Raw genomic sequence first — 16,369 nt, 5'->3', positions numbered from 1 at the left:
CTTACATAGCCGTAACACACCCTACTTAAAAGTTACTATACTTAAAGTATTATTTATTGAATTTATTTCCAGCGTCGAGATTCGTTTAATCACTAACTAGCTATTTGTTGCCTTATCCAGCTTCTAAATGCTTTCATGGTGGCGTTTCTACCATCAGTTTTACAAAGCATCAAATATTCAGGAATCACTTGGCTAATAGGGAAATTGGGAAAGTTGCGACTTTGATTAGTTTGTACATAGCTACCCTCTACAAGTACGTTGATTTCTAGCCTGCTACCATTCCAACGCCACAATTCGGGAACTTTTAACGCTTGATAATTATTAAAACGAGTCCGAGAGGTGATATCAATCTCAATAGCTAAATCAGGGGGTGGGTCAATTTCTAAATTAATTCTTTCTTTGCCTCTAACCTTAGCTTCATTTTCTATATAAAAACAATCATCAGGTTCTACCCCTGCATCCATACTTTCTTTATCAAAAGTCGTAGAACCTAAACTCCAAAATTCAATATCGAGTTCTTCAAGTAAAGCTTTTACTAAGTCACCAATAATTACTTTGCCTACTTCATGCTCTGGTAATGGAGCCATTATTTCCAGCACCCCTTGATTGTAAGATACTCTATAACTACGATTTTCTCCTAGTTCTGCCAAAATACTTTTGTATGTTGCCCAGGAAATATCTTTCATCAATAACTGATGACCAGCAGGCACAATTAGTTGGTTGAGTTCTAGTAACATAATTTTTTTGCTCCTTAAGTTAACCTGAACTCTGCTTATATCTTGGTAGTCATGAAGCAAGCCAGACTTTACAGGTATTTCTCAGTTTGGATTTGTTGGTAAAGCTTGGCGAATAGGTATAACTTAATTTTAGTGCTTTCAGCGACAGGTGAGGCTAACTTATCGCATCTTACGGGAGAATAGATTTTATATTATTGCATAAAAATCTTGATACATATAGCTGTAGGGGCGCATATATTTGTATGAGTGTCAGCTTAGGCGTATCCCATCGTAGACATCGCACAAATAAGTTCACTAAACATTTCTACACATTCTCACTTCCTACCTCAGTTAGGCTTTTGTGCGGTCAAGTTAAACTTTGATAACAGTAGCGATCGCTTTTTTAGGAAAATTTACTGCACAATTAATATTATTCCTTTGTCATACCAAAAGCCTTTCCAGCTATTCCCCAGCCCCCCTTCTGGTATGCAGTCGCCTGCTGTTCGCGTCAGCGTCTGTCTACGACACGCTTCACTACGTGAGGCTACGCCAACGCGAACCTAAGAGAGGGAAACCCTACCAAGAGCGCTGTCTCACCAGTCCCCCCATAAGGTGGACATTTACCACAATTTTAAGTTAAAGTTGTAATGAGTTTGTTTTAGATTAAGGTGTGACGAAGCAACCTCTCCAAGAGCAACAAAAATTATTATCTCAAACTGTGATTACCGCAGCAGACAAAAGCCACAACACAGTTAGAGGTAATGAATTTTCATGTAATATCTTCATATATATAAAACAGCAATAACCATCAAATTAGGAAAATTCCTCCATAGTAAATAAACTTATTAAATATGCAGCAACAGGCAATATCTACAAAACCAATTCGTTCTCTAGAAGATGCTCTTGAGCGGTGTCAGATGTTAGGAATGCGCGTTAGTCGCCAGCGCCGCTTTATTCTAGAATTGCTATGGCAAGCAAATGAGCATCTTTCTGCTAGGGAAATTTACGATCGCCTCAACCAGCAAGGTAAAGACATTGGTCATACATCTGTTTATCAAAACTTAGAAGCATTATCCAGTCAAGGTATCATCGAGAGTATCGAACGTTGTGATGGGCGTTTATACGGAAATATCAGCGACTCTCACAGCCATGTCAACTGTCTGGATACTAACCAGATTTTAGATGTACATATTCAGCTTCCAGAACAGTTTATCCAAGAGGTAGAACAAAAAACGGGGGTCAAAATTACAGATTACAGCATTAATTTCTATGGGTATCGCCATCCTCAAAATCAGGGGATGGGGGAGTGAGATGGGGGAGATGTAGCTTGCTTCCCGCAGGGTGGGAGCAGGGGGAGCAGGGGGAGATGGGGGAGATGTAGCTTGCTTCCCGTAGGGTGGGAGTGGGGGGAGATGGGGGAGATGAGGGAGAACAAATGTCAACTGTCAACTGTCAACTGTCAACTGTCAACTGTCAACTGTCACCTGTCAACTCATAACTTAACGTGGGCATAATTATTTCACCTTCTAAGGTTTCAATTGAGTCCGTATAGATAGAATTTTGATCCCAAAGTTTTGTTTCATCTGTGGTACTAAAATCACTTGAATGTGGTTGTTTAAATACTAAACTTTTTACTACCTGAAATTGTTCCACAGAGAATAAAGCACCGTTGAGTTTGGCAATTTCTCTGTCAGCTTCGCTGAAGATAGCATCATATAAGCAAGCATTGGTGAGATTGACGCTTTCTAGGTTCACGCCTGTTAAATTAGCGCCTGTTAAATTAGCGCCTGTTAAATTAGCGCCTGTTAAGTTAGCATCGGTTAAGTTAGCATTTACTAAAATAGCATTAGATAAATCTGCCTGTTCAAGATTTGCCCCACTCAACACAACTTTTGATAACAATGCACCTGAAAGGTTGATTTTAACTAAAGATTGGGAACAGATGCGCTTCATGAGATGATTATCTACTAAAAGTACCGCTTTAGCTAACAAAAATTTCATTGTTTCTGGGTAAAACTCATGAATATTAAGAGGATTACCACAAGGGGAAAAAATAACCTGTATATCCCGACAAATTGCAGCCAGCAATAAAAATATATTCACGCCGACATTTGTATTAACTTGCTCAACATTGACAGGGTTTTGTAAACTATGAAAATAGGGTAATATCTTGTGTGCAATACCTCCATCTAACCAGCGCCCTTGACACCAAGCAAGCCAAAAAGATTCTAGACGTTGTAAGAGAGTTGGCTTGTGCTGGGTTGGTAAAGCAGCCATAATTAATTCGGCAATTTCCTGTGTGATAATGCCATAACCTAATAAATAGTAAAGATGTTCGGCAACAGTAGTAGGATTATCTAAAATAAATGTTTCTGTGCCGTACACATCAGCTTGCTGCTGAGTTAGCATTTGCAGTTGGTTTGCTACAGCTTCAGCACAGAGGTAATTTCCTAGTTGGCGCACAGAGAATTGTATTTTTAGTTCTGAGTTGATCAGTTGATTTATTTTCTTGTGTTGTAGGCTCGTTTTTTCTTTGTAGGTTTGGAAATAAAAAGCTGGTAGGGTGTTAGGATTTACTTCTTTAGGTAGAGTGATTTGGTAACGCTCGCTATGTAGTATCTGGAGTGCGATCGCCTGCATTTGTGCGATTAATTCTTGGGGATGGTAATCTGTGAGGAGATTAGCGATCGCTTCTGCTGTACGGTGAATATGAGCCGTTCCTGAACGTGATAGAATAGTATTCACCTCATCAAACAAGGGATAGCCCAGCAACCATCGCCTCAAGCGTGAGTGAATTTCCCAAAGCAGGGTAGCCCGATGATTTTTTTGTAATATTTTCTCATCTAATAAGCCGTCGCGGTGTATAATAGCCAATAAATACAGCATTAATGGTTGGCGTATCAGATAGGATAGTTCTATTAAGTGAGATTTAGTAGTAAATAATCCTGCCTGTTTTAAAAAAGTAAAATAGTTTTGAGCAGTAGATAAGGACTGGACTGATGCCCATTGCTGAAACCATTGCTTTAGTTCATTAACTTCTAAGGGTTGAATTGTAATTCTTTGCAATTGCAGGGGGATTTCGGAAATTATTTCCTGCACAGTTGTAGTGCGGCTAGTCAGCACAATTTTATGTTGTCCTTGAGACTGGAATTGCCACAACTGTTGGAGAAAAATTGCCTTTGCCCTACCATTAAAAGAAGGGGGAAGTTCATCTAATCCATCTAGTAATAAGATACACCGAGGATCTGCTTGCTCTAACCAAGTAGCTAAATTTGTATAACTATTAAATGTAAAACCAGAGTTGAGAGTTTCTAGTAAACTTTTTCCATACTGAATATCCCGCAACCGTATCACCACTGGTAGCCAATTCGGGTAAAGTTTTAATGCTACTTCCGCCGCCCATATTTGACAGAAACTGCTTTTACCATAGCCTGGTTCTGACTCAATTACCGTAATAGTTTCTAAGTCAGTTAGTTGTTTTTCTACCCATGTTTGTAAATCAACTGGCTTTCCATCGCTAGTTTCTTGAGGTATACCAACTGGAGGAATGTAGATGTCCTTCAGAGAAAAATACTCTATCAGCAACGGTGTGCTGAGAGTTTGTAGTAAACTGGCTCGATAATTTTCTTTATATAAGTTAATGGTGGAGACATCACTGAGAGTCCCTAAGCAGAAAAATTTTTGTAGCTGGGCTAGAGGTGCAGGATTCTCAGCGATGATTTTGAGTAGGTAGCCTGGGAGTGCATTATTTAAACGCTGCGTCATGAGTTTAGCTGCAAATTCTTCCGCACCATTAGCAACAAACCAAGCTTCAGTAGCATTGTTCATTTGTTGCACTAATAAGGAATTTGCCAGGGAAGAAAGTGCTTGTTCAGCTTGAGTATCACTCAGTTTCCCAGAAGAGATTGTTTTTAACAACCCTGGGAGTTGGGGATTAAGAGTAACTATTTTTATATCGATAGGAATTTTAGCACGATTGAGCCAAGTTCTTTGTAAGTGTTCTTCTTGGAGTAAAATTTGTTCTAATGCAAATAAGTAAGCAATTTGAAATGCTAACCAAGTACCTTCATTACGTTTCAGTGCTTTTTTCTGACTGAGACTGCACAGAAGATTTTCAGTGATTAAAGCCAACAGAGAAATTTCTTGCTCAACAGTATCTAATGTTAATTGCAATACTTCTGCTAAGGTACAAATATCCAACGGCATCAGGCTTTTAAATTCCATATCCTGAACAATACGATAGGCAATACCTGCCAATTGCCCAGAGGTAAATGTTTTGATATGGTTGATTTCAATTTGTCGCTCTGTCAACCAATGCCGGATACTGAGGTTCATTTAATCACATAAATAATTGTCACTTATGGACATTATCTTTCATTTCTCGGTGTACGAAAACAGGTGACAATGGGTATTGGTCATTAGTCAAAAGTCAACAGTCAACAGTCAACAGTCAACAGTTGCTTGAGCAGAGTATGAGCGATCGCCCCTTACAATTATTATTAATCGACCAAGACCCCATTTTCCGCCTTGGACTAAGGGTAGCGTTGGAAGCCATACCTAACTTACAAGTGGTGTCAGAAGCCGGAACAGACACAGCAGCATTAGAGATACTTGCCCAGCTTGCCCAAATTGACCCCCATCAAGTGGACTTGGTAATTTTAGAATTAGGGAATAGTCGCTCAACTGATAGTCAGCAGCAAGGTTTACAACTGTGTCAGCAATTAAAAGCTACATACCCCACACTACCAATTTTGCTCCTCAGTGCGGTTTCTGATGCGGGAATACTGATGGCAGCCAGGGCTGCTGGTGTTAAAGGTTACTGCGTTAAAGGTACACCCATTGCTGAATTAGTCACAGTTATCGAAGCAGTTGCGGCTGGTAATTCCTATTGGTTGGGTGAAAGGGTAAGTAGAGAAAATCCTCCGGTAGTTGCACCTGCGCCTCGTCTCCCCTTGGCAAAATGGCGGCAAAATTTACATACATCGGGGATGAGTTACATTGATGCTGCTTTGCAACAAGTTACAGCACAGCTAGAAATTCCTGGCTTACCTATATTAGAACGAGCTGTTCTTGTTGGGAGGCGGCGAGAACTTTTAGCCAGTCGTTGGTTACTAAATCAGTTACTAATTTTACCCCAGGAAAAACAGCAACCATTAACTCCCCCAGTTTCCCAACCTCAGCCTATAGTACCCCCACCAACTCCTACTCTGACCATTTCCGATTCACGGACATTAACATCGCCGCCACTTCTGAGTCCCAGAGCTTTACAATCTAATTTATTTGCCTCTTGTATTAATAAACTGCAATTTCCTTTAAAAAACGTTTCATCTTCTGTCTTGGAAATTGATATCTTACGTGAAGACAGGAAACGAGAATTAATATATCTAATTCTGCAAAAACTAGCCCAACAACTTGATGCTTTACGTAATGCCCAAATCACCAGCAATCAATTACCAGATTTACAACCTGTAATTCTATCTGATTTATGGCAAGCAGTAATTACAGATTTTTTTGGTAAGTTTTCCAGGGTGCAAGTAGGCAAACGTAACCTGGAAATTGTGACTGTATTATTACAGAATGCCGAAGTTGTTCAAACAGCAATCTTGAATAAAATACCTTTAGTCTTAGAGTTGTTTTCTTATTTGCTATTTCAAACAGATTTAAAAGTAGAGCATACATCTTACCCAGCAGGTAGTTCTGATGCTAACTTTCACGCGGAAATTTTACTAGAAAATTTATTAATTCAGGTGGCAAATGGTGTGATGCAACCACTGCTAAATTATTTAGCAGATGTGGAAGAAATTAAGCAAGACTTTTATGTAAAAACCTTAATGTCTACAAGGGAACTGGAGCGTTTTAGAAATGATTTATCTTGGAAATATCGGTTAAATAATTACGTCAACGAAGCTAAGGCGATTTTTGAAAGCCGCTACGAACTATTTGTGTTTGCACCCCGTGGTATTGCACAAATTTCCATTTACGCTCCCCGCAATGAGGAATTAGCACAACTATCTGGATTACCTTTAGCGGTAACATTGGGGTTGGAATTTAGAGATGCGATCGCTCCGCGTTTACAATCCCTATTATCTATTATGGGCAGTGGTATTGTTTTTGTGCTGACACAAATAGTTGGTAGAGGTTTAGGTTTGATTGGTCGTGGTATTCTCCAAGGTATTGGTAGCGTCTCTTTGGATAAGAATTTTAAGCGGAATAAGGGCGAGTAATCAATGCAAAATTCGCTCATTCAAAAACTACCGATCGCTCTCATCACAACAATTAGCCAAAAGTCTAATTTACTCAAAGTCGCCACCTGCAAATGACCGCAGACCACGGGATTGAAAAGATTGGGCGATCGCATCTTGTGCTGATTTTTTGTATTGCTGTTTTCTGTCTTCTTCTTGGCGTTTTTCTTCCTTGAATAAAAAATCTTTTGTCAAGGTTTCAATCACCTCATCAATGTTTTGTCCATCTGTATCAGGATGGTCAATTTGGTTAGTCAAATTCTCTAACTGCGTGAGAATTTCTTGCAAATATCCCTCAATTCTTGGCTGTAAATTTTCGGGTAATTCTTCTATTTTAACACTGATGGCTTGTGCTTGTATGCTTTCTCTGATGGAGCGAATACGCTCGCGCATTGCTTGAGTTTCGTCTGAATCTTCTGGGTTTGATTCACCTAACAATGCTTTGATATCAGTGTAAAGATTAACAAAAGCTGTTTGTGCTGCTTCTGGGTTATTTTCCAGTTCTTGGGGCGTAATACCTAAAAGTGAGGAGATAATATTTGGGGTTAATAAATCTTCATCCGATGCTGGGGTTGATGATGTGATATCAGCGAAAGTAGCTTTTGTTTGCTGCATTCCCTGATTGATTTCTGTTTGCAGGTATTTTTTCGCCTCTGTTTGTGAGATTTCAAAGCCGGCAATTGCCATTTGCGTGACTTTCTTTTGTTTGCCAGTTAAAGTCTGAATCTGGAAACTTCCCCTAGCCAGTTTTTGTTTTTCGGGGATGAGGAAGTACCGCGATCTTTTGGCATCAGTCCATAGTATTCTTTGAGCTTTTAGTTTCATGGTTAACTTCTGGTTTTTGCTATAGCTATAATTACCCAGACTGTTTTCTCAAAAGACTTATTTTAAAAATTCCCTTTGGACAATGTACTTAGGAATGTAATCCGATTCCACTTCTATATTGATACCTCGTTCATAAGCGATCGCAGCTAGACCTAAAGGCCCAAGTGCTAAAAAACCATGAGGATCGTTTTTGAGGCTCTTTTTGCCCCAATGCTTTTTATGCCATTGAATTGCTTTGACCAGTGCCTCATTAAAAGCTGCACCATCATTTTCTAACAGACGAAACAGCAAGTCGATTTCTGGAACTCCCAGATTTAGGGCTGCATCAACTGTCCCAAATTTCACCTGTTCTGGATCTGTAGCTTTCATAGCTTCTATAAATCTTTGCGGAGTATCTGCTTGTCTTTTCCAAAAACTTTGTAAAGCTTCAATCTGTAAATACAGATATTCATCGCTACGAGTACTCGACTGTTTTAAGATTGCTACAGGTATTTGAGAGAGGCTGTCATTTAAATGTGCTTCTCGGCAAGCAGCAGCTAAGTAAAATCCGTTTAACCAGCTGATACCGCTAGAATAACTTGTTACTCCAGATGGTAGCATCACTGGCTCACCTTCCCCAACAAAGACTTCGTAGCTGCCTTCTCTTAATGTGGCCAGCCTACACACCTCTGTCAACGAGTATGCCGCAATCCGCAAAGCTCGGTAAAGCTCTATTGAATTAGGATTTAGCACAGACAGGTAACCTGCGTAGAAAAGAGCATTTGCAGCAAGTGTTCCAAGATTAGCAGGTGATTTTTGAATATTACTCAGGCTTTTTTCGAGACGAGTGGCATAGTAATCGCAATCAGACTGTATATCTTCTAGGTCGGCAAGATGGCGTGATATGTTCATATTTTTTCCCTGAGAACACTGTTCTTATATTCTTTATTGGGAGTACCTAGAAATTAATGAGACGAAAATCTTTACTTAAGCAGAACAAGTTCAGATCAATGTCTAGGGGAGAGCGATCACTCATATTTTTTGATTTAGGTTATATATATTAATATCCCATCCCCAACAGATGCAGCATATTTGTAAAATTCTAAAAGTTTTTTAAAATAATCAGTTAGCCAATCACACAATGACTTATTTTCATCCCAATTTTCAGGAGCTACCTGTTCCTCTATCAGTTCTTCAGGATCGCACCATTCCTGAAATTTATCCACAGTTATATCATTAAGTTTTTCTGTCATTTGAGCTACCTCTTCAGGATTGAGATAGCGAGCCGCCCCAAATATTGTTTGATATGGTGTTGAACTTCCCCCAGGATAACATTTTCTAAAGAGTTGTTATCCCATGAAATTCCTCGTCGCTGTGCTTCATCCTTTGGTATTGGATACTCCCCTGTCATTACAAAATGTATTCCATACCAAGATTCATCTAAATCTAGGACATGCTCCGATTGATTCTGTATTATCTTCTCAACTATCTTGGAACTGTTGAGGCTCTTCTCTCCATCTTCTCTACTAACTCTCACAATATAGGCCTTCATAAATTTTCTATCAACGCCTGACAGTTAACTACCCTTACCCAAGCCCCAAAGCTCAAAAACTTTTTCAGCATTAGCTACGCCACTACCGTCGAAGTCTACTGACAAATCAGGTTCAATTATTTCGCACGCACCCTCTATTTCAGGTACACCAGTACAACCGGAGAATCCGCATTTATCAAAGATTACATTTTTGATCTCAAAAAATCTGAAATCCGCATGGCGAAAATCGCAACCTTTAAAAACTGTGTCATGTGCGATCGCTGCTAGTAAGTTAACACGCTTCATGTCACAGTTGATTAAGCTAGCGTTATTAAGTTTAGCTTCTTGGAAACGAGCCTCTTGAAAACATACATCTAACAACTGAGCATTTGTCCAATCACTGTTATGAAGATCCGTCTTACTCCAATTTCCTTGTTCTACATTTACTCCTATAAAGTTACTAATATTGAGATATGTTCCGACCAATTGGCAATTTTTAATCACTGCTTGATCAAAGCTCGCGCCTTCAAGCAGGGAATCTTCTAAACTACAATCGACTAAAATAATGCTATTTAATTTACCATATCTAATATTGGCGTTTTTCAAATTACAATTTTTAAATTTTGCTGCTATTAAATTAGCACCAGGAATAGTAGTGCCAGTAAGGTTCATGTTTTCTACGACTATCTGTCCCTCACCTTGGAAGCCTAACTCAACCCAGCGTCTATGAGCTTTTAGGTTTGAGCGTGTAAATATTGCAACTGCTACTGAATAATCTATCATGGGTAATAATCATCTTTGACTTTTGCTGATTCAACTATGGCATTATTTTTAGCTTCAAATATCAACTGACATGGGATGTTGATGGTGTTTTTGGATACCACCACCACCAGTGAGAAGAAGGAATAGCAGACGGAATCTGCTGCTCAGTGAGGTAGCCCTCTTTCTCACCTTTCGCTGCTATACATTCGTCAAGGTCTTCAGTATCTAGTTCTGTAAAATACTCTTCCAGGCAAGTATTTTGATAAATTTCCTTAATAGCTTCAATAGCAGAGCGTTGCCAACATATGCCGACCCATTCATCGTTATAAAAAGTCGAGTTGAGAGTTTGTTCCATCTCGACCATAAAGTTGTTGATATAGTTGGTGAACCATATCAATTCAGTAGCACTTTCATGCAAATAGTCCTGAAATTTTGCATCTTGGGCTATGGATGGTTCTGTTTTCAAAGCTAGATAGATATCAATTAATCTATCCATGAATTGTCTAGTATTAGCCCAAGTGTCGATTGTTTCATATTCCTCTTTTACGACTTTCAAAATATTTAGAAGACCATCAAGTTTTTCGTAGAGAATTTTTCTGTCCATCTTTACCAAACTTTACTTGCTTGTATCTTGGAAGTAAGTAGCCAGGTTCACCTTGCCATCGGGACTGACTTTCACAATTGCTTTTAACTTATAAGTAACATTTCCTTCGGTATAACTACCTCTGTAAATTAAGATTTGATTGCCGTCTTGGTCAAGAGAAGTCAATGGTTCAGGAGAGTTTTTGATTGTTTTTGAAGCACTGTTGAGATAGTTTTCCATTTCGTTACCGCCCATGCGGTGACTCGGAGGAAGTTCTTCATAGTGCTTATAAGCGTGGTAGACCGCAGTAGATTCACTACTAAACTTGACTGTATCAAGTTCTCTAAATTTATCACTCATTTCAGAGGCAGATAGTTTAGGGTCAATTTCATTTGAACCAAGACGATTTTCAAGGTATTGCGCTCTTTCTTGATAAGCTTGTTGTGCTTCTTGAATAATACTCTTATTGACCTTTCCAGGCTCATTGGTTATTCCTGCATCTTTTAAAATCTGTTGTTGTATTGCTTTATCAACTTGCTTTTGACCTGTCAATTCTTGCCCAAAGACTTCTTGAGAAACTTTTTTGTGGATATCTTCCTTTTGCTTGGGTGTAAGCTTGTTAAATTGTAATTTTTCTGCTTCAACTTGTTGATTAAATTTGTTAGTGTACCCCTCAATCAAAGCTTTTTGTTTTCGGTTGATATGTGCTTTATAAAACTCTACATGATTAACGAACTCAGAAACCGTTTTAGGACTTTGACCAAGGGCGTACGAGACAGATTGCTGATTGAGAATTTCATACATCTCTAACTTTACTTTGTCTTTAGGTGGATTGGCACTGTTCGGCAAGTCAAACAAACGTTTGCGATCGCTGTTGCTCATGTTCTGAAATAAGGGCTTATCCTTAATACCCATAGAAGTTAGGTATTCATCAACCTGCGAATTCAGCTGATAATCGAATCGCAACCTTTGCCCACTAGAAGAGGATAACTGTTTAATAATTGTCTGGTTATTTTGGCTTACTTTTGTCAGGTCTCCGTTGACATCATTAAGTTCTTTAGTGGCAGTTAATAGCTCTTGGAGTTTGCCAGATCGTTCTAGTTCTTTGAGTTTTGTGGGGTGAATATCAATTTGGTTGTTGACTTTGAGTATATTTTCATTGAATACAAATGAATGCGATGGATTATCTGGTAGCAGCTTTAGCATTTGCTCTAGCTGCTCTGCTTGTATCGCTTTTTGGTCTGCATCAGATATTTTCTGCTCAATATCGTTAAGGCGTTCTTGGAAAGAGGGGTTTTGCTCCAGAATGTTTACATATTTCTGTCTAATTTCCGCACAATCTGAGCAGCGAACGACGCGACCATCTTTGAGAACTTTGATTTCATGTCCGTCAGTTGTTGGCCTTTTAGCAACTACACCAGGCTCAATTTCTGGCTCATCTAAATGAGTGCTGCGTCCACTGGGGATATTTGTCTCCGGTTTCACCTCAAAGTCTGGTTGTTTAACACTTGGCATATCCATATCAGACTTAGTGCTACCATGTGCATCTACCTCTGGCTGATCGCCTTTTGGTAGTCCTGTTTCAGGAGCCTTAACACCACCCACACCCGCATCTGGACTACCCACCTTGGGAGCATCAACCCCACCAAACGCACCCTTAACCTTACCGCCCAAGGAAGTACCAAACTGCTCACCTGCTTGGAATGTCCTGGTTTGCATCGCTTCAACATTACGCCCAAATTTGCCCAGTTTACCCAAATTAGCGGTTGATATCTGCACGGCTGCACCAATAGCCGCACCAATCAAAATTCCTTCTACAGTAATTGGGTTCCCTACTGCCAAATCACCAGCAATACTACCAGCAATATCAAAGGCGACATCAATCCCAAACTTCAAGACAGATTGAGTCACACCTGCACCAAGTTTACCCGCTTGACCGAGTGCATTACCCAATGCGCCACCAGCACCACCAATCGCACCCACAAGGGCGGCTTTTCCAACCCCATCCAGTAGGTTCTTACCGTCGATCGCATTATTCCCTACCTGAATGACTGCACCCGCCACAGCACCGACAATTGCCCCTCCAACCACCGCACCAATCGTACCTGCTGCGGCGGCGCTTGCTCCCAAAGCCCCAGCAACTGCGCCTACTGCACCAATCACTGCGGGAGCTACAACTATGGCTACAACAATCACAGCAATCACTAGCAGGACTTTAACGACTGTTTTCCAGCGTGGTTGTTCTTGATCTGCGGCTTCTTGAGCGTATTTCTCGATATCTGATTCTAGGTTTGGCTGTTTCGCGCCTTGCAACGCCCCACGCAATCCTGCTTCTAGGTCGTTGGTAGCTTTTTGGAAGTTACTATCGAGATTTTGGTTAACTTGATTGAAAGCGGTGTCAACCCCTTGGGTAGTTTGTGCAAAACCTGTAACGGCTGTTTCACTGGTTTTGTTGATTGTGGTTGTGAAGGCTTGCTGAATTTGACTGAAGGTGTTGACAGCACCTTGATGGAGATTTGTCAAGGTAGTTTTTGCTTGCTCTGCCACAGCCGCAGATTCTTGCAACCCTGTTTGGGCGATCGCCCTTACCCCAGTAACCACTTGTTGTCCGCCGCCGATTATACCTTGCTCGGATGCGGCAATACCTTGTTCTGTTTGATTTTGGACTTGAGCAACGGCATCATCAAACTGTGCCAAAATGTCGGCTAAGGCTGCACTCAATTCTTCTGGAGGAGGTGCTGGCATTCCCTGTAGTTGGTTTTGGGTATCTTGCAGTACCGTTTGCAGATTCGTAGTAGCTTGGTTAATTCCGGCTTGGATGGATGCGATCGCTTTTTGGGCATCCCTGTCGATTGCTAATACTTGGCGTTGCCCATAAGCATCTAACAATTGCATTTGGGCTGCTTGTTGTTGATTTAAAGTCTGTAATGTAGTTTGCCGGGTTTGGTTAGCTGTTTGAGTTAACTGAGTTTGTGCTTGTCCCAGTTGTGACAATACTTGCTGTTCAACGGCGTTTAAGTTGTCTAAACTTTGTTGTTGCAGAGTTTGCAATTGTTGACGAGACTGATTGGCTACATTATGAATAGCTGCAATATCTTTCGCCTTACCTTGGCCTACAGCATCAGCTTGTTTCTTGGCTTCTTGAATTAAACCCTTTTTGTATTGTTCAGCAACTTCCCTAGCTGCTTTCGCCTTCGCCTTGAGTCGGTTATCTGTGAGTGGCCCGTCCAAGAAGCTATCATCTTCATTTTTAATTTGCGATTCCCATGCAGATGCCTTTTGCTCTCCCAAGGCGATCGCTTCATTGCCCACATTCTTCCCAGCCGCCCGATATTTCTCCCCAGCTTGAGCGTAAAATTCCTCCATCCTTGCTAGCTGGTTATTCTCACTCTCTGCCAATTTTTGAAGCGAGGTTGTGTATTCTGTTTCAACTTTTTGACGACCTGTGGCAGTTGTTTGCGATGTTGTTGCCAATGCTACTTGATACTGTGCCTGAATTTGGGCTATAATCCCTTGGGCTTCACTTTCAGCTTGGTCACGCTGCTGGGCAATTTGAGCAGTCACGGTAGCTTTTTGTTGCTGCACCGTCGCCATTACGGAAGCTTTGGCATTCTCAGCCGCTCCTTGGATAGTTGCTGATATTCCTTCTCCCAGTTGCGTGATTGTCTGCATTCGCAAAGCCGCCGCCGCGAAAAATTCGTTGCTGATGTTAGTAGCTTCAACCCTTTGTTGTTCTAGCAACTCAGCATTATCGCTTGTTTGCTGTTGCGGTGGTGCAAAGTTGATTGTTGTGGAAACTAACTGCGTTGTTTGAGTATTTATAGCGGTTTGTTGGGCTTGTGTTTCTGCAACTGCGGTGATTGCTTGTTCTTGCTCTGTCGCCGTTTCTGGGCTAGCTGTTTTGCCAATCTCCTCTGGATTTTGGTTAGAAGATTGCTCATCAGTACCCGCTTGTAGAGCCTGTGATGCTGGTGTATTTTCTAACCCTTCACCTTGTCCCTCAGCAGTTTTACCATCCTGATCTGGGCTAGCTGTTTTCTGGTTAGGGGATCGCTCATTACTACATTACTACCTACAACTTGCTCTAGAGCTTGTGATGCTGGTATATTTTCAGTTTTCCCATCCTGATCTGGGCTAGCTGTTTTACCAATCTCCTCTGGATTCTGCTGAGGGGATTGCTCTAGAGCTTGTGATGCTGGTGTATTTTCTAACCCTTTACCTTGTTCCTCCGCCGCTTTATCATCTGTAGATTTGACTGGAGATTTATTTTGGGGTGTAGCAATTTCTACCGACTTAGTAGATTTAGGTGTCTGGCTTTTGACGGCTTGTCCTTGATTTACCAGCGCATTTTCTCTGGCTTCTGGTTGCTGTGGCGAGTCTGGCGGTGGTTCTGTACCCTCAGCACTAGTAGGAGACGGTTCACCACCAGGACTGTTAACTAAGACTTGTAGTGCAAACTGCTCTTTTGCCGTTTCTTGCTCCTGAGATTCACCAGTAACCTGCTGTTTTGTCTGGAGAGATGGATTACTTAAGGATGGCAAATCAGGATTTATATTTATAGTGTAGCCAGCAATTTCTTTCGCTTGAAGCCTTTCTTCTGGTGGTTGTGTTGTCGATAACTGCTGTTGTTCCTGCTCACATTCATGGCAAAGCCGTTGAATGCCAATATCCGCAGATGGAGTCGAAACTTCTTCTATGTTGGGTGGTTCTGAGACTTGTTTGACAATATCTGCTGATGGGTTTGTCTTGCGCTGTACTGCACTCCCATTCTGCTGGACAACGTGTGTCAACTCATGGGCTAGCAATTCCTTACCTGTATTACTACCTGGTGAGTATTCACCCTGACGGAAGAAAATATCCTGCCCTGTGGTGAAAGCACGAGCTTGTATAGATTGATTTAGTTTATCAGACTGAGCATCAGTATGAATGCGGACACCACCAAAATCAGCCCCAAAAGCCTGCTCCATCAGTTGCTTGATCTCATCTGCAAGCGGCTGTCCACCACCACGGGACTGTTGAATAGAAGTTTCTAAATCGGATGTTGCAGCCATTCCATCCACACCCGGACGACGCTGCACCATAGGCTTCATTTGCAACTCTTCTTCTGGCGCTGCTTGGCGTTGCAGCCAGGAAGAATCATCCGCAGACTTCATTTGTAATTCTTCTTCCTGCGGCGTTTGCTGCTTTTGTACTCCAGGGGTAGTCAAATTAGCCTGTGATTTGGTATGTAGTTTTTCTATCCATGACATTTGCTCCGTTTGCACATACTGGCGTGGCGGTCGGCTGGCGGTTCTTCGGATTATCTGCTCTGCTATACTATCTGCTTGCTGTTCGTAAAAGTCTCCAGGCTGGCTAATTGACAGTTTTGCTTGGGGACGCAGTGGGATTCTACTGATGTCATTAGTCGGAGGTCGGTTAAGAGATTGGGTATCTGGCAATTGTGAGGGTGAAGCATCTACAGGTTCTATACCAAAACCACGTATTGGTTGTTTGAGGCTGGGTATGGAATAATCTGTGGTGTATTTTTTACGCTGGTCTAGATGTTCTCTCATAATAATTACCCTGATGCCCAAGCAGTAGACACCTAAAATACTGCCTTTACAAGCATCAAAGCAATTAGCCATAAGTCTAATCTTTAGCTAGTTGATACTTGATTACCCAGCAAGGAGAATGCAGCTATTTACAGGCGATCGCATCCCAAGATATCAGGAAGAAGGAATCATTGAGGCAG

Annotated in this window: 10 protein-coding genes and 1 pseudogene; 2 read left to right on the top strand and 9 right to left on the bottom strand. The window is 41.2% G+C overall.

What is annotated here, in order from left to right; all coding sequences use genetic code 11:
• Window positions 1-92 precede the first annotated feature (92 nt).
• Window positions 93-737 (bottom strand): Uma2 family endonuclease, encoded by a 645-nt coding sequence (locus tag H6G83_RS07080; protein WP_190469036.1) that lies wholly within the window; start codon window positions 735-737, stop codon window positions 93-95.
• An 830-nt stretch (window positions 738-1,567) separates the two neighbouring features.
• Here H6G83_RS07080 and H6G83_RS07075 point away from each other — a divergent pair.
• Complete coding sequence (locus H6G83_RS07075) at window positions 1,568-2,026, top strand: Fur family transcriptional regulator (RefSeq protein WP_190469032.1); 459 nt, start codon at window positions 1,568-1,570, stop codon at window positions 2,024-2,026.
• Window positions 2,027-2,189: 163 nt separating this feature from the next.
• Here H6G83_RS07075 and H6G83_RS07070 read toward each other — a convergent pair whose 3' ends face one another.
• A complete protein-coding gene (locus tag H6G83_RS07070; protein ID WP_190469029.1) occupies window positions 2,190-5,051 on the bottom strand; it encodes a pentapeptide repeat-containing protein in 2,862 nt (953 codons plus the stop codon).
• 137 nt (window positions 5,052-5,188) lie between these two features.
• On the opposite strand from H6G83_RS07070, the gene H6G83_RS07065 reads away from it, so the two are divergent.
• Complete coding sequence (locus tag H6G83_RS07065; protein WP_190469121.1) at window positions 5,189-6,940, top strand: DUF3685 domain-containing protein; 1,752 nt, start codon at window positions 5,189-5,191, stop codon at window positions 6,938-6,940.
• A gap of 69 nt (window positions 6,941-7,009) precedes the next feature.
• Here the strand turns inward: H6G83_RS07065 and H6G83_RS07060 are convergent, their stop codons facing one another.
• The 7 genes and pseudogenes from H6G83_RS07060 to H6G83_RS07025 form a co-directional block, all read right to left on the bottom strand.
• Window positions 7,010-7,783 carry a hypothetical protein gene (locus H6G83_RS07060; protein ID WP_190469026.1) on the bottom strand — a complete coding sequence of 258 codons (774 nt, stop codon included), beginning with the start codon at window positions 7,781-7,783 and terminating at the stop codon, window positions 7,010-7,012.
• A gap of 57 nt (window positions 7,784-7,840) precedes the next feature.
• Window positions 7,841-8,674: an immunity 49 family protein gene (locus H6G83_RS07055; RefSeq protein WP_190469023.1), complete on the bottom strand. Its 834-nt coding sequence runs from the start codon at window positions 8,672-8,674 to the stop codon at window positions 7,841-7,843.
• 134 nt (window positions 8,675-8,808) lie between these two features.
• Window positions 8,809-9,314 (bottom strand): annotated as a pseudogene (locus H6G83_RS36355) (DUF1877 family protein).
• Window positions 9,315-9,338: 24 nt separating this feature from the next.
• Window positions 9,339-10,076: a pentapeptide repeat-containing protein gene (locus H6G83_RS07040; protein ID WP_190469018.1), complete on the bottom strand. Its 738-nt coding sequence runs from the start codon at window positions 10,074-10,076 to the stop codon at window positions 9,339-9,341.
• A 61-nt stretch (window positions 10,077-10,137) separates the two neighbouring features.
• Window positions 10,138-10,668, bottom strand: coding sequence for a hypothetical protein (locus tag H6G83_RS07035; RefSeq protein WP_206758983.1), 531 nt, complete (start codon window positions 10,666-10,668; stop codon window positions 10,138-10,140).
• 3 nt (window positions 10,669-10,671) lie between these two features.
• Complete coding sequence (locus H6G83_RS07030) at window positions 10,672-14,379, bottom strand: hypothetical protein (protein ID WP_190469011.1); 3,708 nt, start codon at window positions 14,377-14,379, stop codon at window positions 10,672-10,674.
• Window positions 14,380-14,618: 239 nt separating this feature from the next.
• Window positions 14,619-16,262 carry an eCIS core domain-containing protein gene (locus H6G83_RS07025; RefSeq protein WP_199328349.1) on the bottom strand — a complete coding sequence of 548 codons (1,644 nt, stop codon included), beginning with the start codon at window positions 16,260-16,262 and terminating at the stop codon, window positions 14,619-14,621.
• Between the last annotated feature and the right edge of the window lie 107 nt (window positions 16,263-16,369).

Origin of the sequence: Anabaena azotica FACHB-119, from assembly GCF_014697625.1 — a bacterium.
GTDB classification, from domain to species: Bacteria; Cyanobacteriota; Cyanobacteriia; order Cyanobacteriales; family Nostocaceae; genus Trichormus; species Trichormus azoticus_A.
Note: the sequence above shows the minus strand (reverse complement) of the source record. Positions and strands in the feature narration are given on the sequence as shown.

Coding starts and splice junctions, on each gene's coding strand:
- H6G83_RS07060 (WP_190469026.1), bottom strand. CDS start 7,783: ATGAAACTAAAAGCTCAAAGAATACTATGGACTGATGCCAAAAGATCG.
- H6G83_RS07055 (WP_190469023.1), bottom strand. CDS start 8,674: ATGAACATATCACGCCATCTTGCCGACCTAGAAGATATACAGTCTGAT.
- H6G83_RS07065 (WP_190469121.1), top strand. CDS start 5,189: ATGAGCGATCGCCCCTTACAATTATTATTAATCGACCAAGACCCCATT.
- H6G83_RS07080 (WP_190469036.1), bottom strand. CDS start 737: ATGTTACTAGAACTCAACCAACTAATTGTGCCTGCTGGTCATCAGTTA.
- H6G83_RS07070 (WP_190469029.1), bottom strand. CDS start 5,051: ATGAACCTCAGTATCCGGCATTGGTTGACAGAGCGACAAATTGAAATC.
- H6G83_RS07075 (WP_190469032.1), top strand. CDS start 1,568: ATGCAGCAACAGGCAATATCTACAAAACCAATTCGTTCTCTAGAAGAT.
- H6G83_RS07040 (WP_190469018.1), bottom strand. CDS start 10,076: ATGATAGATTATTCAGTAGCAGTTGCAATATTTACACGCTCAAACCTA.
- H6G83_RS07025 (WP_199328349.1), bottom strand. CDS start 16,262: ATGGCTAATTGCTTTGATGCTTGTAAAGGCAGTATTTTAGGTGTCTAC.